This window comes from Devosia sp. P2_G7 (assembly GCF_056403495.1).
In genome coordinates this window covers 509,886-533,241 of record NZ_JBFUFI010000001.1, presented here as the reverse complement: position 1 = coordinate 533,241, position 23,356 = coordinate 509,886, and the positions used below count along the sequence as shown (strand labels likewise).

The following is a 23,356-nucleotide window of genomic DNA, read 5'->3' as shown; positions in this document are numbered from 1 at the left end:
CCGTGGCGCAAGCGGGCGACAACAAGCTCCTCATGGGCCGCATTGGCGCGGCCCATGGGATCAAGGGCGAAGTGCGCATCCAGTCCTTCACCGAGGACCCGCTGGCGCTGGTTTCCTATGGCCCGCTGTCGACCGACAAGCCGGGGCTGACGATCAAAATCCTCTCGGCGCGCACCACGACGAATGTGCTCGTGGCGCGTATCGAGGGGGTGAACGACCGGAACGCGGCGGAAAAGCTCAACGGGGTCGAACTCTACGTTGACCGCGCGCTGCTGCCGGAGCCGGACGACGAAGACGATTTCTACCATGCCGACCTGATCGGGCTGAAAGCCCGATTGTCGGACGGCTCGGAGATCGGCGAGGTGATGGCGGTGCCCAATTTCGGCGCCGGCGACCTGCTCGAAATCCGCGATCCGCGCTCGGGCGATACCTATCTCTACCCATTCTCCAAGACCGTTGTGCCGGAGGTGCGGGTCAAGGACGGGTATCTGCTGATCGATCCGCCGATCGAGGCGGATCCGGGCGAAGAAGAACCCGATTGAGCTTTTCAGCTCACATCATCACGCTCTTTCCGGAACTGTTCCCGGGGCCGCTCGGCGCCTCGGTGATCGGCCGTGGCATTGCGGATGGGTTGTGGAGCCTTTCGACCACCCAGCTGCGCGATTTCGCCACCGACCGGCACCGGACGGTGGACGATACCCCATCGGGCGGCGGCGCCGGGATGGTGCTGAAGCCGGACATTCTTGCGAATGCCATCGATGCGGTGTCGCCGGAAGGCGATGCTCGGCCGCGGCTGCTGATGTCGCCGCGCGGCAAGCCGCTGACGCAGGAGCGTGTGCGCGAGCTGGCGGCGGGGCCGGGGGCGGTGATCGTCTGCGGGCGGTTCGAGGGGATCGACCAGCGGGTGATCGAGGCCAGGCAGCTCGAGGAAGTCTCGATCGGCGATTATGTGCTCGCCGGCGGCGAGGTCGCGGCCATGGTGCTGCTCGAGGCGGTGGTGCGGCTGATCCCCGGGGTACTGGGTGCGGCGGAGAGCCATGCCGACGAGAGTTTTGAGAACGGGCTCTTGGAATACCCGCAATATACGCGGCCACAGCTGTTTGAGGGGCGCGAGATCCCGGCGGTGCTGACGTCGGGCGACCACGGCAAGGTGGAGAAGTGGCGGCGCGCCGAGAGCGAGAAGCTCACGCGGGCGCGCCGGCCGGATCTGCTGAAGTAGCGCCGGGCTTACTGCGCCGGGGTCATCTGGTGGTCCGAGTGATCCATCGGCATGCTCATCTCGCCCTCGGGCGCAGCGTCGGCTGCGGCGCCGCCGATGTTGAGCACAACCGGCACCTCGCCGGCCTTCTCGAACTTCAGCGTCAGCTGCAGGCACTGGCCCTCTTCGAACGGCGTGCCGACACCCATGAGCATCAGGTGATAGGCGTCGCCGCCCGGGGAGAGCGCGACAGTGCCGCCGGCGGGGATTTCGAGGCCGCCTTCGACTTCGCCCATCTTCATCATGTCGCCCTCCATCTTCATCTGGTGAACCTGGACGGTTTTGGCGGCTTGGGTGCTGCCGCCGAGCAGGCGATCGGCACTGCTGCCCTTGTTCTCAATGGTGAGATAGCCGCCGGAAACCTGTGCCTTGGGCAGCATGGCGCGGGTGTAGGCGCCGGTGATGGTGAGGTCGCCGGCGGTGAACACCTGGCCGGTGGGGCAACCCTCGTGGATGAGGCCATTGTGAGCAAAGGCCGGGGTGGCGACAAGGGCAAGGCCCAGCAGGGCCGGGATGAGGAGACGGTTCATTGAACTGATCTTTCGAATGGAATTGGGGAATTCGAGGCGAGGAAGATCAGGCGAGAGGTGGTCCGCGGGCGTCGAAGGGGCGGATGGAGGTGGCCGGCTGCACCAGCACCGGCATCGCGCCATAGGCAACCGCGGCGACGAGGGTGGCCGGGAGGGCGAGGGTGCAAGGCGGGGGAAGGTCGGCGCCGCCGCCGATGCGGCAGGCGTGGCAGGGAGCGTGCGACTTGGGCTCGTCCGGGAGGTCGCCGCAATAGCTGAGGTCGAGCGCGGCGGTGAGTACATCGGGGCCGGTGGTAGCCGCGGTGACCGGGGTGTGGGCGAAGCTGAGGAAGATCAGCGCCAGCACGACAGCCGCGCGCAGCACCTCGATTCCCATGTTTCGCGCATTCAGCACTGGCGGCTATCCCGGTTGGACGTTGCTCCTCTAGCGCAGGAGGAGGTGCCGCGTCATGCGGCAAATGCGCGGCTTGCCGTTGATCTCGCTACCCAGACCTGACAGAGATAAGGCGACGGTGCGCATCGGGTGATGCGTGAAACGGGAAGCCGGTGGCCTTCGGGCGATGCCGGCGCCGCCCCCGCGACTGTAACGGGCCTGACTTCCACTCAGCGTGCCACTGGTTTGCGACTGGGAAGGCGGAGTGGGAGATGCCCGGAGCCAGGAGACCGGCCGTCAGTGAAACATACGCGAGCGGGACGGTGGGTCCCGAGATGGAGATATTTATGCGCGCGCTACTGGCTCTTCTGCTCATTGCTGTTCCGACGGCCGCCTTCGCCCATACCGGGCACGGCGACGCCTCCGGGGTCCTGCATGGCTTCATGCACCCGGTGGGTGGCCTCGACCACGTGCTCGCCATGGTGGCGGTGGGCGTGTTCGCCTACGTGCTGGGCGGCAAGGCGCTGTGGCTGGTGCCGCTGAGCTTCGTGGGCATGATGGCGGTAGGCTTCATGCTCGGCGTCGGGCAGATCGACGTGCCGTTCGTGGAGCTGGGAATTGCGCTGTCGAGCGTGGTGATCGGCGGCGTTGCGGCGCTCGGCCGGCCGATGCCGGTGGTGGCGGCTTCGGCCCTGGTCGGGGTGTTTGCGGTCTTCCACGGCCACGCGCATGGCGCCGAAATGCCGGTGGATGCCTCGGGCTTCGAGTATGCAGCGGGCTTTATCGTCGCGACCGCGCTGCTGCACACGGCGGGTATCGGGGCGGCGATGGGCGTATCGAAGCTCGTCGGCAAGTACAGCAAGACGGTTGCGCAGGTGGCGGGCGGCGTGTTCGCGCTGGGCGGTGTCGGGGTGCTGGCTGGCTGGCTCTGAGCCTCGTCCGCAGCGACTAGTGTCGCGCGGCTGACATCGAAGTGACATCAAAGGCCCGCGAGCCCTAGACCTGCTCTAGACTCGCGGGCTTTCTTCATCTATAGCCCCGCTCGCTTGAGCTTCGGCTCGGCCAATAATGCATAAAAATCCGTGCAACCAAGACCGGGCGGTCGGCGAAAGCCGGCGAAACGCTCCTTTGAAAAAGACGAACGGAACATCAGATGTCGAACATCATCGAACAGCTCAATCAGGAGCAGCACGAGAAGCTGCTCGCCAAGGGCGCCCATCCGGAATTTACCCACGGCGATACCGTCAAGGTTTGGGTGAAGATCCGCGAAGGCGACAAGGAACGCCTGCAGGCCTACGAGGGCGTGGTTATCGCCCGCTCCGGCACCGGCATCATGGAAAGCTTCACCGTGCGCAAGATTTCGTACGGCGAAGGCGTGGAACGCGTGTTCCCGGTGCTCTCGCCGAACATCGACCGCGTCGAAGTGATCAAGCGCGGCAAGGTGCGTCGCGCCAAGCTCTACTACCTGCGCGACCGTCGCGGTAAGGCCGCCCGTATCTTCGAGAACGTCGGCGCCCGTACCAAGAAGATCGAGGCCGGTGAGCGCGAAGCCGCCATCGAAGCCAAGAACGCCCGCGAGGCTGAGAAGATCGCCGCCGCCGAGGCGCTGGCGAAGGAACTCGCCGAGAAGGACGCTGCCGAGGCCGCCGCTGCTGCTGCCGCCGAGGCCGCTGCCGCGACCGAGGCTGCCGCCGAGCCCAAGGCCGAGTAAGCCGCCACAGTTTCGGCGCTTACGTCACTAGATTTTCAGCCCGGCTCACGAGCCGGGCTTTTGATTCCGGGGTCGGGATGCCCCGGGACGGATTCCAAAGAGGGACATTTGGAATGGACGCAGCTCTTCAGGACGCAGAAGAGAGGGCGCGGCTGGCCGCCGAACTCCGCAACGAGACCCGCAATGTGCTGGTTGAGACCGGCCTGCTCGAATTGCTCAATGCCCGCTTCGGCGAGGCGGTGGTGACCGGCAGTGCCGGCTATGACCTGATGGTGTGGCGCGACATCGACATCCACATGCCGTGCGAGGCGGAACGCTGGGCCGAGTGGGCCGGGCTCGCCGCGGACATCGCCATCCAGTTCGACCGGGCCGGGCTGCAGCTGCACAAGGCGAGCTTCCTCAACGACTATGTTGACCCGCATCCGCTCGGCGCCGGGCTCTACTGGGGCATCGAGTTCAAGGATTTCGCCGGCAATGAATGGAAGTGCGACATCTGGGGCTGGGAGCCTTTCGATTTCGCGGTGCGCCAGGCGCGAGATGCGAATTTGCGTGCGGATCTGTCGAACTGCGACCGGGACTTGATCCTGCGGCTCAAGCACGAGGCACGCGAGCGGCCGGGGTATTACGGCGTGATGGTGGGAAGCTTCGACATCTACCAGTTCGCGCTGGCGGGAGCGGGCGAGACGCTGGACGAGCTTGAGGTGTGGAAGGGGCTGGTGGCCTAGAGGCCACATACTGGCTCCGCGCACCCCCTCCGAGCTACGCTAGTTCGCTTCGCTCACAAGCTGCGCTTGCCTCCCCCGTCGAGGGGGAGGTGGTGGCTGTGGCGATCGGGTGCCCAAGCTGCTTCGACTCCGCTATCAATCACTCCGGCAGCACCACTCGACCGGAGATTTCCGATGCAATCCTTCATCTGCGTCACCTGTGGCGTTGGCCATGCACCGTCCGAGGCGCCGCCGGAGCGGTGCGCGATCTGTGATGACGAGCGGCAGTATGTGACGGCGGCCGGGCAGCGGTGGACGACGCTGGCGGAGCTGCAAGCCAAGCACACGATCGAGTTCAAGGAACAGGAGCCGGGGCTCGTCGGTATCGGGGCGACGCCGCAGATTGCCATCGGGCAGCGGATGTTGCTGATCCGGCAGCCGGGCGGGGGCATCCTGTGGGATTGTACGCCGCTGGTGACTGATGAGGCGGTTTCCCGGATAAAGGAGCTGGGCGGGGTGCGGGCGATGGCGATTTCGCATCCGCATTTCTATTCCTCGATGGTCGATTGGTCGGAGGCGCTGGGTGGGGTGCCGATCCATATCCATGAGGCGAACCGGCAGTATGTGATGCGGACGTCGGAGCGGGTGAAGTACTGGAACGGCGAGCGGCTGGACCTGGGGCAGGGGGTGACGCTGGTGCGTTGCGGCGGGCATTTCGAGGGCTCGACGGCGCTGCACTGGCCGGGCGAGGACGGCAAGGGCGTGCTGATGACCGGCGACACCATCATGGTGGTGCCGGACACGCGCTGGGTGAGCTTCATGTACTCCTATCCCAACCTGATCCCGCTGCCGGCGCGCGAGGTGAACCGAATCGTCGGCTGCGTTGAGGGGTTTGCGTATGACCGCATCTACTCGGCGTGGTGGGATCGGGTAATGACGACGGATGCGAAGGCGCGGGTGCATGCTTCGGCGGAGCGGTATGTGAAGGCGATCGCGGGGTAGCTCGCTTCGTGCTTGTGGCCGCCCCCTCCGCCGCCACGCGGAGGAGGATCAAGGCAGTATCGCTGACTTAAGATATATCTTGAGAGCTATCTTGAACGCTCCGTGGTCGAGGCATATCTTGCGGCTATCGTAAGATATATCTTGGAGTGCAGTCATGCATGATCACGACCATAGGTGGGACCGGAACTGGCGGCGCATGGAGGCCATGGCGCGGCGCGGGTTTCGCAAATTCGGCAACTTCGAAGGCGGCATCAATCCCGGCGACTGGGGCGGGTTCGGAGGCAATTTCCGCATCGGGCGGATGCTGGCCTCGGGTGACCTGCGGCTCGTGGCGCTGTTCCTGATCGAACAGCAGCCACGGCACGGCTACGACCTGATCAAGGCGATCGAGGAGCATTCGCACGGCTTCTATTCGCCGAGCCCGGGCATCGTCTATCCGGCGCTGACCTATCTCGAGGAGGCGGGGTATGTGACCTCGGCCGCCGAGGGCAACAAGAAGCTCTACACCATCACCGACGAGGGTCGGGCGCACCTCAACGACAATCGCGAGGCGATCGCGTCGACACTGGATTTTCTCGCGAAGGCCGGCTCGGGCATGGAGCATCTGCGCGAGCGGATGGCGAGCCAGGACTTTCCCTTCACCCCGGAGGAGGCGGAACAATTCCGCAGCCGATTTCGCGGCATGGGGCGGGAGTTTGGCCGGGGCGGCTGGTTCGGCGATCGCGGCGGCCCGCCGCCGCATCCGGAGCATCCGGCACGACCCGACCGGCCCGAGCGCCCAGCCCGGTCCGACCGTGATATCGACGACGTGGCGCCGGAAGTGAACGAAGCGCGCAAGGCGCTGAAGAAGGCGATCAAGGAAGCGATCCGGCGCGGGCCCGAGGACGACCGTCGAGTGGCGGAGATTCTTCGCCGCGCTGCGCAGGAAATTCGTGGCGGCTTTGATGAGGACGCGACGGATATCGACCTCGGCTAAGATATTGCCGTGATTGACAAGAACTCCCGCCTGCTCCGATGCTTGAGGCAGAATGAGCGGCGGGAGTTTTTACTATGGCGGACCGGTCCGAGCGTGATCGTGAACTGGGGATGGACCGGCTGATCAGCCGGCGGGATTTCCTCAACGGAGTGGCGCTGACCGTAGGCGGTGTTGCGGCGGCGCAGCTGGGCCTCGGCGCCGACGCTGCGCAGGCCGCCGCTCCCTCGGCCTATCCGCCGGCGATGGGGCAACTGCGCGGACACTCCGAAACGGCAATGGGCGTGGCGCACTCACTGCGCGACGGCACGTTCTGGGATAGTGCCGGAGCACCCGAGGCAACCGGTGAAAACTACGACCTGGTGGTGGTTGGCGGCGGCATTTCGGGGCTGGCCGCGGCGCAGCTCTATCAGAAGCACAAGCCGGGCAGGGTGCTGATCCTCGAGAACAATGCCGATTTCGGCGGGCATGCGCAGCGCAACGAGTTCACCACGGCGAATGGCAGGACGGTGATCGGCTACGGCGGCAGCCAGTCGCTGCAGACACCGAGCTTCTTTTCGCCGCTGGTCATGGAAGTGCTGGCCGATGTGGGGGTCGAGCTCGACAAGTTCGAGAGCTACTACGACAGCGGCTGGTATGAGCGGCATGGCCTCGGCGATGCGACGTTCTTCCGCAAGGAGGTGTTCGGCGAAGACAGGCTAGTGGTGCAGACCGAGGTCGCCGCCGACTGGGTGCCGCAGACGCCATTGAACGCCAAGGCGCAGACGAACCTGATCGAACTGATCGACGCCCCAAAGGACTACCTCGAGGGCAAGACGCGGGAAGAAAAGTTCAAGATCCTCGCCGAGACCACCTATGCGGATTTCCTCACCAGGATCTGCGGGTACGATCCGCAACTGGTGGCCTATTTCCAGGAGTCGACGCACGAGTATTTCGGCATGGGGATCGACGGCGTGACTGCGCTCGATGCCTGGGGCAACTGGAACCCCGGGTTCGGCGGCATGGACCTGGGCGAGCACCCGTTCAAGACGATGAGCCCGTCGGGGCGGCTCGTGCTGGTCGACCCGGACGACTACATCTACCACTTCCCCGACGGGAACGCCGGCGTGGCACGGGCGCTGGTGCGAAAGCTGATCCCCCAGGCGCTTGCGGGCACGGGCATGGAAGAGCTGGTCAACGGCCGGCTCGACTATGATGCGCTCGACGCGGCGGAGAACGACACGCGCCTGCGGCTCAATGCCAGCGTGGTGAAGGTGAAGCACGATGGCGATCCGGCTTCGGCTGAGAGCGTCACCGTGACCTATGTCGAGGACGGAAAGCTCAAGACCGTGCGAACCAAGCAGGTCGTGCTCGCGTGCTGGCACCGGATCATCCGCTATCTCAGCGACGAGGTCGGCGAGGCGCAGATCGAAGCGCTGGACGACCAGGTGAAGATCCCGCTGATCTACACCAATGTGCTGGTCAACAACTGGCAGGCCTTCGCCGATGCCGGGATTTCCGGCTTCGAGGCGCCGGGCGGGTTCTGGCTGGGCGCCTCGATCGATTTTCCGGTGAGCGTCGGCGACTACAAGTTCGCGGAGGGGCCGGCCGATCCGGTGCTGCTGCATGTGGCGAAGATCGTGGTGGCCGGGGAGCCGGGAAGCTCGGCCCGCGAGCAGGCGGCGATGGGACGGCAGACGCTTACGGCGATCAGCTTCGAGGATATGGAGCGCGAGGTGCGCGACATGCTGAACCGCGCGCTGGGCGACAAGGGGTTCGACGCGGCGCGGGATATCGGGGCGATCACCTGCAACCGCTGGAGTCACGGCTACGCGCTCGAGTACATGCGGCCGTGGGACCAGTTCTGGCCGGATGGGCCGCTGCCGATCGAGACGGCGCGCAAAGGCTGGGGGCGGATCGCCATCGCCAACTCGGATTCGGGCGCCTACGCCTACGCGCATTCGGCTATCGACCAGGCGGGGCGGGCGGTCGACGAACTACTCGGCGGCGGGGTGATCACCGGCTTTGCCACCTTCCCCGGCCCGCCGGCCGATAAGGTCGAAATCGTCTCGTAGCGTACCGCGCGGCGCGGGCCCGACTATCTCGCCCCGGCGAATGGCACTAACATGCCAGGGCAAGACAGTAGGGCGGGTAGGGACGTGAACGAGATGGCCCCGATCGGGGTGAACCGGGCTGCGGCGACGCGAGGGGTGGTGGCGCGGCTGCGGGAGGTGATCCGCCAGGACCGGATCATGACCGACCCGGTGATGACCTACGCCTATTCCGGCGATGCGAGCCACTATCGGCTGGTGCCCGCGGTGGTGGTGATCGTCAACACCGAGGACGAGGTGCGCGCAGTGATCGAGGCGGCGCGGGCCGAAGGATTGCCGCTGACGTTCCGGGCCGCCGGGACCTCGCTCTCGGGCCAGTCGATCACCGACGGGATACTGGCGGTGCTCGGCGACGGCTGGCGGAAGCTCACCGTGCATGAGGGCGGCGAGCAGGTGACGCTGGGGCCGGCTAACATCGTCGCCAACGTCAACAAGGCGCTGAAGCCGTTCAATCGCAAGCTCGGGCCCGATCCGGCGAGCCAGGCCACCTGCAAGATCGGCGGGGTGGTCAACAACAACTCGTCCGGTATGTGCTGCGGGGTCGCCTACAACACCTACCACACGATGGCCCGGCTGAGGGTGATGCTGGTCGACGGAACGGTGCTGGACTCGGGGGATCCGGCCTCGATCGAGGCGTTCCGCCGCTCGCACGCAGAACTGCTGGAGGGGCTGCAGCGGCTGCATCACGAGGTGATGGCCGATGCCGAGCTGGTGGCGCTGATCAGGAAGAAATACCGGATCAAGAACACCGTCGGCTATTCGATCAACGCGCTGGTCGATTTCCACGATCCCATCGACATCCTGATCCACCTGATCGTCGGGTCCGAGGGGACGCTCGGGTTCGTTTCCGAGGTGACCTACAACACCATTCCGGAGCACCCGTTCAAAGTGACCGGGCTGATCCCGTTTCCCGATCCCTATTCCTGTGGGCGGGCGATTTCGCGCCTCGCCAATGGCGGTATCCAGCAGACGCATGGGGTGACGGCGGCGGAGTATCTGGAACGGCGGGCGCTCGAGGCGGTGACGCATTTGCCGGTGATGCAGCCCTATCTCAGGTTCTTCACCGAGAGCTCGCCGGCGATGCTGATCGATATTTCGGCGGAGAGCCCCGAGGCGCTGGAGCGGGAAATCGCGGCGGCGGTCGCGGTGTTGAGCGAGGAGGGCGCTACCGACATCGATTTTGCCGACGACACGGAACGGGCGCACCTGCTGTGGGACATGCGCAAGGGCTTCATTCCGATGTTTGGGGCAACGCGGCCCAAGGGCACGACGATGCTCACCGAGGACGTCGCGGCGCCGGTCGACCAGCTGGCCGATTTCGTCATCGACATGCGGAAGCTTCTCGACGAGTACGGCTATGTCGATGGCGTGCTGTTCGGGCATGCGCTGGCGGGCAACCTGCATTTCCAGATGGCGGCGGATTTCTCCAACCCGGAGGAGGCGGACCGGTTCGACCGGTTCTCGGTGGCGCTGGGTGAACTCGTCTCGGTGACCTATGGCGGCAGCCTCAAGGCGGAGCACGGCACGGGGCGGGCGATTGCTTCCTTCGTCGAGCTGGAATGGGGGCAGAGCGCCTATCGCGTGATGTACCGGATCAAGGCGCTGTTCGATCCCGAGGGGCTGCTCAATCCCGGCGTGCTGCTCAATCCCGACCCGCAGCTGCATGTGCGCGACCTGAAGCTGATGCCGCTGGCCGACGACGTGGTCGACATGTGCATCGAGTGCGGCTTCTGCGAGCCGGCCTGTCCGAGCCATCACATGACGATGAGCCCGCGACAGCGCATCGTAGTGACGCGCGAGCGGGCGCGACTGCACGCGACCGGTGAGGACCCGGCGCGGCTCAAGGCGTTGGACGAGGGTTTTGAGTATGCCGGGCTCGCCACCTGCGCGGCGGGCAATGTCTGTGCGCTGCGCTGCCCGGTGGGGATCGAGACCGGCAGGATGGTGATCGGCGAACGGGCGCGGCGGCGGACCGACGCAGAGCGGAAGACAGCGCACCTGGTCGGCGGGCACACGCTGGCGGTGGAGCGCGGCATGAAGCTGGCAGTGGGGGCGCAGGCGTTCTCGCGCACCATTATCGGCGATGGCGCGACCGATGCGCTGGCCGGGTTGGCGCGCAAGATGACGGGTGGGGCGATCCCGCGACTGTCGCCGGCGCTGCGGGTGGGACCGGGGGCGCCGAAGCCGGTGCACGTGCCGGACGCGCCGCGTGGGCAGGTGGTGTATTTCCCCTCCTGCGCGACGCGCATGTTCGGGGCGCCGACGCGTGAGAACGGGCTGCTGCCGACGACGGATGCGATGCTCGAGCTGATGCGGCGGGCGGGGTTCGATCCTGTGGTGCCGGAAAAACTCGATGGGCAGTGCTGCGGGCAGCCGTTCTTGTCGAAGGGGTTTCCGGCGGAGGCAGAGCGGGTTGGCGGGTCGACCCGGGCAGCCCTTGATGGGCTGAGCAAGGCCGGAGCGCTGCCGGTGGTGACCGATGCCTCGACCTGCGCCAAGCATATGCGCGAGCATCCGGGCGAAGCGGCGGTGATGGATTCGGCGGAGTTCCTGCTCAAGGAAATCCTGCCGCGGCTGAAGATCACGCGGCCGCTGCCGGCAGTGGCGGTGCACCACAACTGCTCGGCGCAGCGGCTCAAGGAGCAAGACGCGATCAACGTGCTGGCGGCGGTGATCGCCGGGAAAGTGGTGGTGCTCGATGCCATCAGCTGCTGCGGCTATGCCGGGGACAAGGGGCTGTTCGTGCCGGAGCTCAATGAACATGGCACGCGGTTCGGCAAGGCGCAGATCCCGGATGGGTGCGAGATCGGCCTGTCGACGGTGTCGACGTGCGCGACTGGGTTGAGCGAGCGGATGGGAATACCGTTCGTGTCGATTGCGAGCTTGCTGGAGAGGGTGAGCCAGCCGGTGGGCTGAGGGGGCTGCCATGTTCAGTAGCCCAAAAGCCTGCTAGAGCGCCCCCATGACAGAAGTTCTTATCGATAGCATCGGGCAGCACGGCGACGGCGTGGCGGAGATCGGCGGGGAACGGGTGTATGTGCCGTTCACGCTGCCAGGCGAGCGGGTGGAGATTTCGCGCGACGGGGAGCGCGGGACGCTGCTGCGCGTTATCGAGCCCAGCGATGCGCGGGCGGAGCCGATCAGCCCGTATTTCGGGGTTTGCGGCGGGTGTTCGCTGCAGCACATGAACCGTGAGACTTACGCCAGCTTCAAGCGGAGCCTGGTCGAGATCGCGCTGCAGCATGCCGAGGTCGAGACGGTGGTGAAGCCGTTGGTGGATGCGACCGGCACCGGACGGCGGCGGGCGACGCTGCATGTGCGGAAGGCCGGCGCGGGCTATATGCGGGCGAAAAGCCACGAGGTGCTCGACATCGATGCGTGCCCGATCCTCGTGCCGACGCTGTCCAAGCACGCGCCGCGGATCGCGCGGGCGCTGCAGCCGCTCGCCGGGGATTGCGACGTGAGCTTCACGCTCAGCGACACCGGCATCGACCTCTCGGTGAAGTCGGAGCGGAAGCTGAAGCCGGCGCAGCTGGCCGAGTTTGCGCGGACGCACCGGCTGGCGCGGCTGACCTTCAATGGCGACCCGGTGTTCATGGCGCATCCGCCATCCATCCGGATGGGCAAGGCCATGGTTGAGATCCCGCCCGCGAGCTTCCTGCAGGCGACGGCGGCGGCGGAGGAGACGCTGGCGCAGTTGGTGGTCGAGGGTGTCGGCAAGGTGAAATCGGTGGCCGACCTGTTCTCGGGGGTCGGGCCGTTCGCGCTGCGGCTGGCCGAGGGCGCGCGGGTCTATGCCGCGGACAGCGACCGGCTGGGTATTGCGGCACTGGTCAAGGCCTTCAACCACGTGCAGGGGCTGAAGCCAGTAGAGGCCAAGGTGCGCGACCTGTTCCGCGACCCGCTGGCGCCGATCGAGCTCAACCCGTTCGACGCGGTGGTGTTCGATCCGCCGCGCGCCGGCGCCGAGGCGCAGGCGAGGGAGTTGGCGCGGAGCAAGGTGAAGACGGTGGTAGCGGTGTCGTGCGAGCCGAAGACGTTTGCGCGTGACGCGGCGATCTTGATCGATGGCGGATATCGGATCGAAAGCGTGACGCCGGTCGATCAGTTCGCCTGGTCGACCCATGTGGAGGTCGTCGGAGTGTTTCGGCGGTGAGGGCTGCCACAGTGACGCCATTCAAGCCCCGCACCACCCATGCCGAACTCGGCGAGGGCTACTTCGACAAGGTGAGAGCCGCCGAGTTTCCGCAGCATATCCTGCGCTACCGCAACCAGCGGGCGGCGGCTTCGGTGGGGCTGGATGGGCTGACGGACGTGGAGTGGGTGAACCATTTCGGCAAGTTTGAGCCCTTGCCGGGGTCGTTCCGCGAGCCGTTGGCGCTGCGCTATCACGGGCATCAGTTCCAGACCTACAATCCGGAGCTCGGCGACGGCCGGGGCTTCCTCTATGCGCAGCTCGAGGATCTGAATGACGGGCGGCTGATGGACCTGGGGACCAAGGGGTCGGGGCGGACGCCGTGGTCGCGGGGTGGGGACGGGCGGCTGACCCTCAAGGGCGGGGTGCGCGAGGTGCTGGCGACGGCGATGCTCGAGGCGCTGGGGGTGAATACCTCGAAATCGCTGAGCCTGATCGAGACCGGCGAGGAGCTGCAGCGCGGTGATGAGCCGTCGCCGACGCGGTCATCAGTGCTGGTCCGGCTCTCACATGGGCATACGCGGATCGGCTCGTTCCAAAGGCTGAGCTACCTGAAGGAAGAGGAACGGCTCCGGGGGCTGCTCGACCATTCGGTGCGGGCTTACTACCCGGAACTGTGGGTCGAGGGCGACAACGGGCGGGCTGCGAAGTTCCTGGGTGCAGTGAGCGAGGCAGTGGCGGAGACGGGCGCGCGGTGGATCGCGGCGGGGTTCGTGCACGGGGTGCTCAACACCGACAACATCAACATCACCGGCGAGAGCTTCGATTACGGGCCGTGGCGGTTCCTGCCGACCTATGATCCGGCGTTCACGGCGGCATATTTCGACGAGTGGGGGCTGTATGCATTCGGCAAGCAACCCGACACATTGGCGTGGAACCTGACGCGGCTGGCCGAGGTGCTGCTGCCGCTGGGCGAGCATGACGAGCTGGAAGCGGCGCTGAACCGCTTCTGGCCGGCGTTCCAGCGCTCGATCTGGCAGGCGATGCTGGAGCGGCTGGGGCTAGAGTCGCTCGGGGTGGAGGCGGATTCGGCGCTGGTGCAGGAAGTGTTCGCGGCGCTGCATGCGACGCAGGCACCGTATGAGCAGTTCTTCTTCGACTGGCGCGGCGGGGACGAGGCGAGGGCGTTCGCCAGCCCGTCGGCGGAGCACTATCGGAGCGAGGCGTTCGAGAAGTTGCGGGGGCTGATCGCGGCACATCCGCGGGCGGCAGACGCCAATCTCGAGCATCCGTATTTCAAGCGGGCGACGCCGCGGACCATGCTGATCGACGAGATGGAGGCGCTGTGGGCGCCGATCGCCGAGGAGGACAACTGGCGGCCGCTGTATGAGACGCTGGGGGAGATCGAGGAGATGCGCGAGGCGTATTCGGGCAGCTGAGGGTCAGCCCTCGGCGCGGGCGGATACGTCGTTGGCGGGGGCTCCGATGATCTCGGGGGTGAGCGGCACGGTGGTCAGCGTCGACAGGAAGTCGGTGCGGCGAGTCGGCAGCTGCTCGTAGAACCTCTTCAGCCCAGGCTCGACTTTGGCCGATAGCGCGATGCATTCGGCCAGCGCGCCGCGGGTATCCTTGCCGGTGCGGAGCGCCTCGAGGGCATCGGCATGGGTGGTCTTCAGCAGGCTGAAGGCGCCGGACTTGGCGAGGTCGGCATCGCCCACGAGCAGGTAGATGACGACGCGCTCGGTCTTGCCCTTCAGCGCCAGGGCGCCGGCTTCGAGCATGGCGAAATCGGAGGCGGCGAGGCGGACGGGCTCGGTAACGAGGATGTCGTAGGCGACCTCCTTGCAGGCGCTTTCGACGCGGCTCGCGACGTTGACGGTGTCGCCGAGCGCCGAATAGTCGAAGCGGGTCTCGAGGCCCATGTTGCCAACCAGCGCCTCCCCGGTGGAGATGCCGATACCGATGCCCAGCTCCTGCACGCCGTTGCCGCCCCTCAGGTGGAAGGCGTCGTGGCGGTTGAGCTCGGCGAGTTTCTGGCGCATGCCGAGAGCGGCGCGCAGCGCCTTGCGCTCATGGTCGGGCACATCGACCGGCGCGTTCCAGAACGCCATGATGGCGTCGCCGATGAACTTGTCGATGGTGCCTAGCCGGCCGGTGATCTCGGCGCCGAGCGCGCCGAACAGCGTGTTGATGATGGCGAGCAGGCGGGCTGGCTCGAACCGCTCGCTGAGCGAGGTGAAGCCGCGCGTATCCGAGAACAGCACGGTGATGCGGCGCAGGTCGCCGCCGAGCTTCAGCCGGTCGCCGTTCTTTTCGATTTCGCTGAGCAGCGACGGCGCGACGTAGTAGCCGAAGGCGCGGCGGATCTGCTTTTTGGCGCGCTCGGTGGTGACGAAGCGGAAGAAGACCAGGGCGAGGTAGAGCAGGGTCAGCCCGACCAGCGGGAAGCTCGGATCGAGCATGATGCCGTCGGTGAGGAACAGCCACCAGGAGACGCCGATGGCGCCGGCAAGGCAGAGCGCGCCGGCGGCGAGGCCGGCGACCGGCCCGAGCAGCAGCACCACGGTAACCAGCAGTGCGCCGAGAGCGAGGAAGCCGACGATCTCGAGGCCGGCAACCCAGTCGGGACGGCTGAGATAGGTGCCGGAGAGGATCTGCTCGATGGCCTGGGCGTGGATGGTGACGCCGGCGACGTTGTCGCCCAGCGTGGTGTTGTGGATGTCGAGGAGGCCGGAGGCGGAAGTGCCGATCAGCACGATATTGCCGGCGATGCGATCGCTCAGCTGCCGATAGTTGCGGCCGAGCAGGTCGGCGGCGGAGACCATCATGTCCGGGTTCGGGCGGCTGTAGTAGAGCCAGAGGTCACCCTCGGAGGTCAGCGGGATGTTGAAATCGCCGACCTTCAGGCCTTCGACATAGCCCTCCGCAGCGGTATCGCCGAAGACGACGACCGCGCCGACCCCCATGGCGATGCGCAACGCTTCGAGCGACAGCGTCGGGAACAGCTGCGAGCCGTTGGTCCACAGCATCGGCAGGCGGCGGACGGCGGTGGTCGAGAGGGTGGAATTGAGGCTGAGGGCGGCAAGGCCGGGGGCGGCGTCGCGCAGGATCGGGATCGGAGCGGCGGTGCCGCTGAGATAGGGGATGCGCTCGCTCGGATCGGGGCCGGAAATGGCAAAGCCACCCTTGGGGCCGCCAGTCATCGGCTTGCCCGCGGGGGTGAGCGAGAAGCCGAGAATGGCCGGGGCGCGCGAGAGCGACGCGGCGAAGATGGCGTCATAGTCGGGCAGGGTCGCGGCATCGACGCCGGGCAGGGTGGCGGCGATGCGGCTCGGCGACATGCGGTCGGGCTCGGGGAACAGCACGTCGAAGCCGATGGCGGCGGCGCCGAGTTCGGTCAGCCGGTCGGAGAGGGTGGCGAGCCGATCGCGGGGCCAAGGCCACTGGCCGAGCTCGGCGAGAGACCTCTCGTCGATGTCGATGACGCGGACCGGGAATTCGCCCTGCGGACGGGGGTGGAGCCGCTGGTAGAAATCGAAGGCGATTTCGCGGAGCACCTGTACCGGGAACGGGTCGGCAATGCGCAGCAGCGTCAGCAGGACGACGACGACGAGACCGGCGAAGATAGGAATGAGGCGCCGGAGCATGGGGTTGCGTAAGTCCCTGGATTGATCAATCGCCCCGCTTCGGCGGCGGCGCTTCGTTGTCGGATTTGACGAGGCTGTCCGGGGCGCCGGTAGTGGAGTGGAGGAAGCATTCGCGGGCCTGGGCGACCCAGAAGATGCTCAGCAGGTCGCTCTCGGAGATGGCCCAGGGGAACATGCCGCGCATGGTGTTGCGCTCCTGGCCGGTGAAATCGTGGGTGTTGCCGAGCAGCTTGGCCTGGCTCAGGTCGAACATGCCGACGTCGCAGACATCGCTGACGTCGATGCACTGGTTGGCGAGGGTGCACATGATGACGGTGCCGTGGAACAGCAGCAGCGATGAATGGTCCTGATGGACGTTCATGTCGAAGGCGGTGCCGCGCACGCCGACGGTGCCGGTAGGCGTCTTGATGATGTAGCGGTCCTTGGGGGCGCCGCCGGTAACGAAGCGGAAGGTGCCGCTCAGCGCGTTGATGGCGAACTTGCCGCCCGAGCCATCCTCGCGCAGCAGGTAATCCTCGATGACGAGGGATGAGCGTGGCCCGACGACGAGTTCGGTCCGATCGGAGAACTTGATCTGCACGAGGCCCTTGGCATCGGTGACCACACGATCGCCGATGAAGACGTCGGTGCCGACGACGAGGGTCTTGGTGCCGGCCTTGTCTTCGAGTCTTGCGGCGGGATCGACCCCGAGTGCCGTGCCGGAGGCAGCGAAAGCGGGCTGCAGCGCCAGCAACAACAGAACAATCGAGGTAACCAGCCTACGCATCGAAACCTCCAAGCGGACAAACGTCCGGCGCGGACGAACTGCCATGCCGTCCATGAACGCCGGCTGAACGGCGCTCCACTGAACCTAACACAGGACTAAACTCTGTGCTTGCCTCAAACAACGGAGCTTGCAAGCATCTGTTCTCGGGGTAGGCCGTGGGGGCGCTGTCCCGCAAGGACAAGACCGAATGGTCGGGCTATTTTTTCTGTTGTTCATAGGGCTGGAGTTCAAGCATTACATCGCCGACTATTTTCTGCAGCCGGGATGGATGCTGGGCGGCAAGGGCGATTTCCGCCAATTGGGCGGTTACGCGCATGCGGGCGTGCATGCCGCGCTGACCGCGCTGATACTGCTGTTGGCGGGCACGCCGCTGCCGTGGCTGGCGGGCATCGTGGTGGCCGAGTTCGTGGTGCACTACCTGCTCGACTATTCCAAGATCCACTATTCGCGCGGCGTGCATGTCGACACGCAGCCGCGGCGATTCTGGAGCCTGCACGGGCTCGACCAGATCACGCACCAGCTGACTTATGCGGCGATTATTTATGGTGTGCTGGTGAGCAAGGGGCTGACTTAGTCTGGCTTTGGGCCGGGCTTAGGTCATGAGCTTCTGCCTGAGCAGTGGGCGGAGTGCATGACTCCACCAACTTACTTGCGCGTGCGGCGGGCGTGCTTGGCTTCGTCGGGTTTTTCGACGAGCTGGGCGAGGATCTTGTCGACGAGGTCGAGGTCTTCGCGCTTGCCTTCGGACTGCTGCTGCAGGTCGACCAGGTAAGAGGTCGTATAGTAGAGGCGGCGGGCCAAGAGAGTCGCGACGTAGAGCGCGATCTCGGGGTTGCCGCCGAGGAAACTGATGGCGTCGTCGATGGCGTAGGCCTTGACGTTCGATAGCGCTTTGACCGTGGCGCTCGAGGGCATGTCGAGCAGCACCGCCATCTCGCCGAAGATCGAGCCGGGCTCGTCGATATAGCTGACCTGGGTGTCCTTGCGCAGCACCTCGACCTGACCGTCGATCAGGACGAAGAGCTTGCCCTCCTGGCCGCCTTCCTTGATCAGGATATGGCCGGGGCGGAAGCTCTGTGCTTCTCGCCCTTTGCAATAGTCCAGAATATCCGACATCGAGCCCTCACCCGCCTGCAGCGCCGGCAATAGTGCGCTAACGCCATCTAGTTCGTCAAACATTGCGGCGGCTTGTTGGCTCATTGCTGTGGGCCGCGCAAGAAGAAAGGGCCGGTAAAACCGGCCCTTTCACACGTCTTTAGTGGTTGTCGCGGGGCAGCCCGGCGGTCTGTGCCAGGCGCTGGTAGTTGACCGCGTTCTTGAGCACCGCGCCGGAGCCGAGCTGGTCGACAACGCCGCGCTGGATTTCCTGCCACGGGGTCTGGTGGGCCGGGTACTTGTAGCCGCCGGCCGCATGCAGTTCGGCGCGGCGCTGCTCGATTTCCTCGGCCGAGATCAGGATGTCGGCTTCGCCCTTGTTGAGGTCGATGCGTACCCGGTCGCCGGTCTTCAAAATGGCGAGGTTGCCGCCCGCGGCTGCTTCCGGCGAGGCGTTGAGGATCGAGGGCGAGCCCGAGGTGCCCGACTGGCGTCCGTCGCCGATGCAGGCGAGCGAGGTGATGCCCTTCTTGATCAGGTAATCAGGCGGCCGCATGTTGACGACTTCGGCAGCACCCGGATAGCCGATCGGACCGGCGCCGCGCATGAACAGCAGGGTGTGCTCGTCGATGGCCAGCGAGGGGTCGTCGATGCGCTTGTGGTAATCCTCCGGACCGTCGAACACCACGGCCTTGCCCTCGAACATGTTCGGGTGCTCGGGGTTGTTGAGGTAGCGCTCTTTGAACTCCTCGGAGATCACCGAGGTCTTCATGATGGCCGAATCGAACAGGTTGCCTGAGAGCACCAGGAAGCCGGCTTCCTTCTTCAACGGATTGTCGAAGTGGCGGATGACCTTGTCGTCCTGGATGGTGGTCGACCGGCAGTTCTCGCCGATGGTCTTGCCGTTGACGGTGGGGGCGTTCTCGCGGATCAGCCCCTGAGTCATCAACTCGTTGACCACCGCCGGCACGCCGCCGGCATGGTAGTAGTCCTCGCCGAGGTACTCGCCGGCCGGCTGCAGGTTGACCAAGAGCGGCACCTTGTGGCCGTAGGTCTCGAACTCCTTCAGCTCAAGCTCGACGCCGATATGCTTGGCGATGGCCTGGATGTGGATCGGAGCATTGGTCGAACCACCGATCGCCGAGTTCACGACGATGGTGTTGATGAAGTTGTCCTTGGTCAGGATGTCGGAGGGCTTGAGGTCCTCGTGCACCATCTCGACGATGCGCATGCCGGTGCGCCAGGCCATTTCCTGCCGATCGCGATAGGGCGCCGGGATGGCGGCGGAGCCAGGCAGCTGCATGCCGAGCGACTCGGCCAGTGAGTTCATGGTCGAGGCCGTGCCCATGGTGTTGCAGTAGCCGGTCGAGGGGGCGGAGGACGCCACCAGTTCGATGAACTGCTCGTAGCCGATTTCGCCGGCGGCCATCATCTGGCGGGCCTTCCAGACGATGGTGCCCGAGCCGGTACGCTCGCCGCGGAACCAGCCGTTCAGCATCGGGCCGACGCTGAGCGCGATCGCCGGGATGTTCACCGTGGCGGCGCCCATCAGCATGGCGGGGGTGGTCTTGTCGCAGCCGATGGTCAGCACCACGCCGTCGAGCGGGTAGCCGTACAGCACTTCGACGAGGCTGAGATAGGCGAGGTTGCGGTCGAGCCCCGCGGTCGGGCGCTTGCCGGTTTCCTGGATCGGGTGGACCGGGAATTCCATGGCAATGCCGCCGGCATCGCGGATGCCGTCGCGGACGCGCTTGGCGAGCTCGAGGTGATGGCGGTTGCAGGGCGAGATATCGGAGCCGGTCTGCGCGATACCGATGATCGGCTTGCCGGACTGCAGCTCTTCGCGCGAGATGCCGTAGTTGAGATAGCGCTCGAGGTAGAGCGCAGTCATGTCCGGGTTTTCCGGATTATCGAACCAGGCGCGCGACCGGAGCTTCTTGCCCTGCGTGGTCTCGCCTTTACCCGAACTCATAGTGATCTCCTCAAATCAACAGGCTGTTTCGACGATCCATAGCCCAATCCAGACGGACTGGGCAGGCATTCCTTCGATTGAGGGAGGATCGTACCGGCGGCGATGATAAACATCGGAATATCAGGTGGCAATGGGCCGTTGGGAGTGGTTGTCGCCCCGTAGATGACACGGGCGCATGGATCATCCGATGATACGAATGATAACCACAACGAACTGCTTGCACTCCTCGCGAGCGTCCGGTCGGGACGTCGCCTCTATAGCATTTATGGTCGGCTGTCGCTCGAGCGCCGCCAGATGCTGCTCTATCTCGGCCATAGCCTGACTACTGCTCCAATCCGCAAACGAAAGCGGGAGGAGGTAGCCAATGGATACCTCGTATCCGAGGGGAAAGTGGATACCCTCCTGACTAATGAAAGTCTTGTAATCCCAGCTGGCGTGCGCCCCGTGGCCGCCGTGCTGGTCATCCAAACAACGCCCAGCTGCCGCGTCCCATGTTGGCGAGATCCTGTCGGATGCAGTCGTCACAATGGCGTCAATTCTCTCCCCGTTGCGTGCGATGAAACTGCCCACTCCAACCGAAGCCAACAGGGCCGAAAATGCCACCACGACGGCAGCCACAACCCCCAGGGCTGTCGCCGCGATGATCGGCATCAGTATCGACCTGCGGCTCAAGAGAGGGCGTTTCATTAGGTGCTCAACGGTCGCGAAATGGCAGGCGTTCATGCGTGGCGCCGGACCAGATCGGCGGTTCGGTCTACCGACGGGTGCTGTCGCGGGCTTCGAGGCTGATGGGTTGCAGCACGATGGGGTCGTCGATGGTCTCGCCGTTGAGGCGGTCGAGCAGCATGCGGCCGGCATCGCGGCCCATCTGGTAGCTCGAGACGTGGAGCGTGGTGAGCGAGGGGCGCACGTGCGGGGTGAAATCGAGGTCGCCATAGCCGGCAATGGCCACCTGGCCCGGCACAGCGATGCCGCGATCGGTAGCGCGAACGATGGCGCCGGAGGCGAGGACATCGGTGCCGAAGAAGATGGCGTCGCAGTCGGGCAGTTGCTCGAGAATCTGGTCGAAGGCGTGCATGCCGTCGGCGAAATTGCGGGTGCCGTCCATGGGGTAGATCAAGTCGAGCTTCAGGTCGTGCTTGGCGAGCCCGTGGCGGAAGCCTTCGATGCGCTGGATGGTGCGATCGATGGTGTGGCCGCTATAGGCGATGCGGCTGAACCCCTGCTCGCCGAAGTGCTCGCCCATCAGGCGGCCGGCATCGTAGCTCGAGGACCCGACGAGCATGTCGATGGGGTCGGGGCGGTTGCCCCACATCTCCATCACCGGAATGCCGAGCTTCTGCAGCGCCTGCCGGGTCTGGTCGGCGCGGACCACACCGGTGAAGACGACACCCGCGGGGCGGAACGGCAGCACCGACTCGACGACGTCGATCTCGAGCATTTCCGAGTAGCCGGTCTGCGCGAACATCAGGTGGTAGCCGCTGCCTTCGACCGAATCGACGATACCCTGCACCGAGGTGGCGAAGTGCGGGTTGAGGAGGCTCGAGACGAAGACGGTGATGACGTTGGAACGGCCGGAGCGGAGCGAGGAGGCGAAGCGATTGACCACGTAGCCGGTCTGCGCGACGGCTTCGAGGATGCGCGCCCGCGTGTCGTCCTTGACCTTGTCGGGGTACGACAGGGCGCGTGACACGGTGATCGGCGAGACGCCGGCTACACGTGCTACATCCTCGACGCGAACCGGCCGGCCCGCGCGCTTGCGTATGTCTCCGTCCCCCAACTCACTTCCCCCAAATAACCCACCATGCGCCTAGAGACGCGGGATGGTAAAGCGCCAGTAGTGCGGCGCAGTGCAATGACCCTCGATCCTGATCACTTCGTTCCACTTCGCAGTCCGTTCCGACCGCGTCATCGAGCCGACCTTGATCTGATCGGACATCAGGCCGACGGCCAGATGACTGAGCGTCACGTCTTCGCTTTCCCCGGACCGTCCCGACTGGATGGTATTCCAACCAAGAGATCGAGCGCGCGTGCTTGCCGCAATCAATTCGGTGAGGGTGCCGCACTGGTTCGATTTGAGCAACACCGAATTGCAGCAACTCAGTTCTGCCGCAAGGGCAACACGGGACTCCGAGCTGGTTAAGTAATCGTCGCCGATGATCTGGATGGACTTTCCGAGGCGCCGAGTGATTTCGGCGAAGCCCTCGTCGTCGTCTTCGGCGAGCGGATCTTCGAGCGAGACGATCGGGTAGGCGGCGACCCAGGACTCGAGCAGCTCGATCATCTCGAGGGTGGAAAGGTCCCGGCCCTCGAGGGCCAGGCGATAAGCGCCATCGGCGTAGAACGAGGTGGCGGCGACGTCGAGGGCGATGCCGATATCGGTGCCGGGGCGGAGGCCGGCGTCTTCGATGGCGCGCGTGAGGAGTTCGAGGCCATCCTCGTTGGCGGTGAAATCGGGCCAGACGCCGCCCTCGTCGGCGACGCCGTTGAGCTTTCCCTTTTGCGCCATGGCCTTGGCAGCCGCCATGTAGACTTCGGCGATCTGCTCGGTGGCTTCGGCGAAGCTTCGGGCGCCGACGGCGAGGATGAGGAAGTCCTGGATATCGATGCGGTTGCCGGCGTGGCGGCCGCCGCCGAAGATCTGGATCATCGGGGCGGGGATGTGCTCGATGGCGGGGTCGAGGCCGCTGAGCTGCCTGAGGTGGCGCCAGAGCGGGACTTTCTGCTCGGCGGCGGCGGCCCAGGCGATGGCGGAGGAGGTGGCGACGATGGCGTTGCCGCCGAGGCGGGTCTTCTGTGGAGTGCCGTCGAGCGCGATCATCGCGTGATCGGCGAGGGCCTGGTCGAGGGCGTCGAAGCCATTGAGGCGGCTCGCGATTTCGCCGTTCACTGCAGCCAATGCACCGTTGACGCCGTAGCCGCCGAGGCGCTTGCCGCCGTCGCGCTTGTCGAGCGCTTCACGGCTGCCGGTGGAGGCGCCGGAGGGGGCGATGGCCCGGCCTGTGGCGCCGGAGGCGAGGGTGACTTCGACCTCGACCGTGGGGCGGCCGCGGGAATCCCAGACCTGCCGGCCGAGAATGGTCTTGATGGCTGACATAAC

Annotated in this window: 21 protein-coding genes and 1 riboswitch; of the genes, 12 read left to right on the top strand and 9 right to left on the bottom strand. The window is 65.7% G+C overall.

The features are described from left to right. The first annotated feature begins 2 nt into the window (after positions 1-2). Together rimM and trmD are read left to right on the top strand one after the other, a co-directional pair. Positions 3-542, top strand: a complete 540-nt coding sequence (gene rimM, locus AC1DWU_RS02720) for a ribosome maturation factor RimM (protein ID WP_477148414.1) — start codon at positions 3-5, stop codon at positions 540-542. Next, positions 539-1,219, top strand: coding sequence for a tRNA (guanosine(37)-N1)-methyltransferase TrmD (gene trmD / locus AC1DWU_RS02715; protein WP_477148413.1), 681 nt, complete (start codon positions 539-541; stop codon positions 1,217-1,219). Before rimM ends, trmD begins: the two co-directional genes overlap by 4 nt. A gap of 8 nt (positions 1,220-1,227) precedes the next feature. On the opposite strand, the gene AC1DWU_RS02710 is transcribed toward trmD, so the two are convergent. Together AC1DWU_RS02710 and AC1DWU_RS02705 are read right to left on the bottom strand one after the other, a co-directional pair. Continuing rightward, positions 1,228-1,788 (bottom strand): copper chaperone PCu(A)C, encoded by a 561-nt coding sequence (locus AC1DWU_RS02710; protein ID WP_477148412.1) that lies wholly within the window; start codon positions 1,786-1,788, stop codon positions 1,228-1,230. 46 nt (positions 1,789-1,834) lie between these two features. Continuing rightward, positions 1,835-2,182 carry a hypothetical protein gene (locus tag AC1DWU_RS02705; protein ID WP_477148411.1) on the bottom strand — a complete coding sequence of 116 codons (348 nt, stop codon included), beginning with the start codon at positions 2,180-2,182 and terminating at the stop codon, positions 1,835-1,837. A gap of 99 nt (positions 2,183-2,281) precedes the next feature. Continuing rightward, positions 2,282-2,474, top strand: a riboswitch (cobalamin riboswitch). 34 nt (positions 2,475-2,508) lie between these two features. Here AC1DWU_RS02705 and AC1DWU_RS02700 point away from each other — a divergent pair. The 9 genes from AC1DWU_RS02700 (at position 2,509) to AC1DWU_RS02660 (ending at position 14,215) form a co-directional block, all read left to right on the top strand. Beyond that, entirely contained in the window at positions 2,509-3,093 is a 585-nt protein-coding gene (locus AC1DWU_RS02700; RefSeq protein ID WP_477148410.1) for a HupE/UreJ family protein, read from the top strand. Positions 3,094-3,314: 221 nt separating this feature from the next. Continuing rightward, positions 3,315-3,872, top strand: coding sequence for a 50S ribosomal protein L19 (gene rplS / locus AC1DWU_RS02695; RefSeq protein ID WP_477148409.1), 558 nt, complete (start codon positions 3,315-3,317; stop codon positions 3,870-3,872). A 113-nt stretch (positions 3,873-3,985) separates the two neighbouring features. Next, positions 3,986-4,597 carry a hypothetical protein gene (locus AC1DWU_RS02690; RefSeq protein WP_477148408.1) on the top strand — a complete coding sequence of 204 codons (612 nt, stop codon included), beginning with the start codon at positions 3,986-3,988 and terminating at the stop codon, positions 4,595-4,597. A 174-nt stretch (positions 4,598-4,771) separates the two neighbouring features. After that, complete coding sequence (locus AC1DWU_RS02685) at positions 4,772-5,578, top strand: MBL fold metallo-hydrolase (RefSeq protein WP_477148407.1); 807 nt, start codon at positions 4,772-4,774, stop codon at positions 5,576-5,578. 154 nt (positions 5,579-5,732) lie between these two features. Beyond that, the gene (locus AC1DWU_RS02680) at positions 5,733-6,554 is read left to right on the top strand and encodes a PadR family transcriptional regulator (protein ID WP_477148406.1); all 822 of its coding nucleotides are present in this window, start codon (positions 5,733-5,735) and stop codon (positions 6,552-6,554) included. Between the two features lie 74 nt (positions 6,555-6,628). Next, positions 6,629-8,605, top strand: coding sequence for an NAD(P)-binding protein (locus tag AC1DWU_RS02675; RefSeq protein ID WP_477148405.1), 1,977 nt, complete (start codon positions 6,629-6,631; stop codon positions 8,603-8,605). A gap of 93 nt (positions 8,606-8,698) precedes the next feature. Then, positions 8,699-11,557, top strand: a complete 2,859-nt coding sequence (locus AC1DWU_RS02670; protein WP_477148508.1) for an FAD-binding and (Fe-S)-binding domain-containing protein — start codon at positions 8,699-8,701, stop codon at positions 11,555-11,557. 46 nt (positions 11,558-11,603) lie between these two features. Further along, the gene (locus AC1DWU_RS02665) at positions 11,604-12,797 is read left to right on the top strand and encodes a class I SAM-dependent RNA methyltransferase (RefSeq protein WP_477148404.1); all 1,194 of its coding nucleotides are present in this window, start codon (positions 11,604-11,606) and stop codon (positions 12,795-12,797) included. Then, positions 12,794-14,215: a protein adenylyltransferase SelO gene (locus tag AC1DWU_RS02660; protein ID WP_477148403.1), complete on the top strand. Its 1,422-nt coding sequence runs from the start codon at positions 12,794-12,796 to the stop codon at positions 14,213-14,215. Before AC1DWU_RS02665 ends, AC1DWU_RS02660 begins: the two co-directional genes overlap by 4 nt. Before the next feature lie 3 nt (positions 14,216-14,218). Here AC1DWU_RS02660 and AC1DWU_RS02655 read toward each other — a convergent pair whose 3' ends face one another. Together AC1DWU_RS02655 and AC1DWU_RS02650 are read right to left on the bottom strand one after the other, a co-directional pair. Next, complete coding sequence (locus AC1DWU_RS02655) at positions 14,219-16,423, bottom strand: CHASE2 domain-containing protein (protein ID WP_477148402.1); 2,205 nt, start codon at positions 16,421-16,423, stop codon at positions 14,219-14,221. A gap of 25 nt (positions 16,424-16,448) precedes the next feature. Beyond that, the gene (locus AC1DWU_RS02650) at positions 16,449-17,189 is read right to left on the bottom strand and encodes a FecR family protein (RefSeq protein ID WP_477148401.1); all 741 of its coding nucleotides are present in this window, start codon (positions 17,187-17,189) and stop codon (positions 16,449-16,451) included. Between the two features lie 187 nt (positions 17,190-17,376). Here AC1DWU_RS02650 and AC1DWU_RS02645 point away from each other — a divergent pair, with 187 nt between their 5' ends. Next, the gene (locus tag AC1DWU_RS02645; RefSeq protein ID WP_477148400.1) at positions 17,377-17,763 is read left to right on the top strand and encodes a DUF3307 domain-containing protein; all 387 of its coding nucleotides are present in this window, start codon (positions 17,377-17,379) and stop codon (positions 17,761-17,763) included. 71 nt (positions 17,764-17,834) lie between these two features. Here AC1DWU_RS02645 and AC1DWU_RS02640 read toward each other — a convergent pair whose 3' ends face one another. From AC1DWU_RS02640 to eno, 5 genes are all read right to left on the bottom strand, one after another. After that, entirely contained in the window at positions 17,835-18,305 is a 471-nt protein-coding gene (locus AC1DWU_RS02640) for a Crp/Fnr family transcriptional regulator (protein ID WP_477148399.1), read from the bottom strand. A gap of 139 nt (positions 18,306-18,444) precedes the next feature. Beyond that, positions 18,445-20,256, bottom strand: a complete 1,812-nt coding sequence (locus tag AC1DWU_RS02635) for an IlvD/Edd family dehydratase (RefSeq protein ID WP_477148398.1) — start codon at positions 20,254-20,256, stop codon at positions 18,445-18,447. 180 nt (positions 20,257-20,436) lie between these two features. Further along, complete coding sequence (locus AC1DWU_RS02630) at positions 20,437-20,907, bottom strand: hypothetical protein (protein WP_477148397.1); 471 nt, start codon at positions 20,905-20,907, stop codon at positions 20,437-20,439. Between the two features lie 103 nt (positions 20,908-21,010). Further along, complete coding sequence (locus AC1DWU_RS02625; protein ID WP_477148396.1) at positions 21,011-22,036, bottom strand: LacI family DNA-binding transcriptional regulator; 1,026 nt, start codon at positions 22,034-22,036, stop codon at positions 21,011-21,013. A 30-nt stretch (positions 22,037-22,066) separates the two neighbouring features. Then, positions 22,067-23,353 carry a phosphopyruvate hydratase gene (gene eno / locus AC1DWU_RS02620; RefSeq protein ID WP_477148395.1) on the bottom strand — a complete coding sequence of 429 codons (1,287 nt, stop codon included), beginning with the start codon at positions 23,351-23,353 and terminating at the stop codon, positions 22,067-22,069. Between the last annotated feature and the right edge of the window lie 3 nt (positions 23,354-23,356).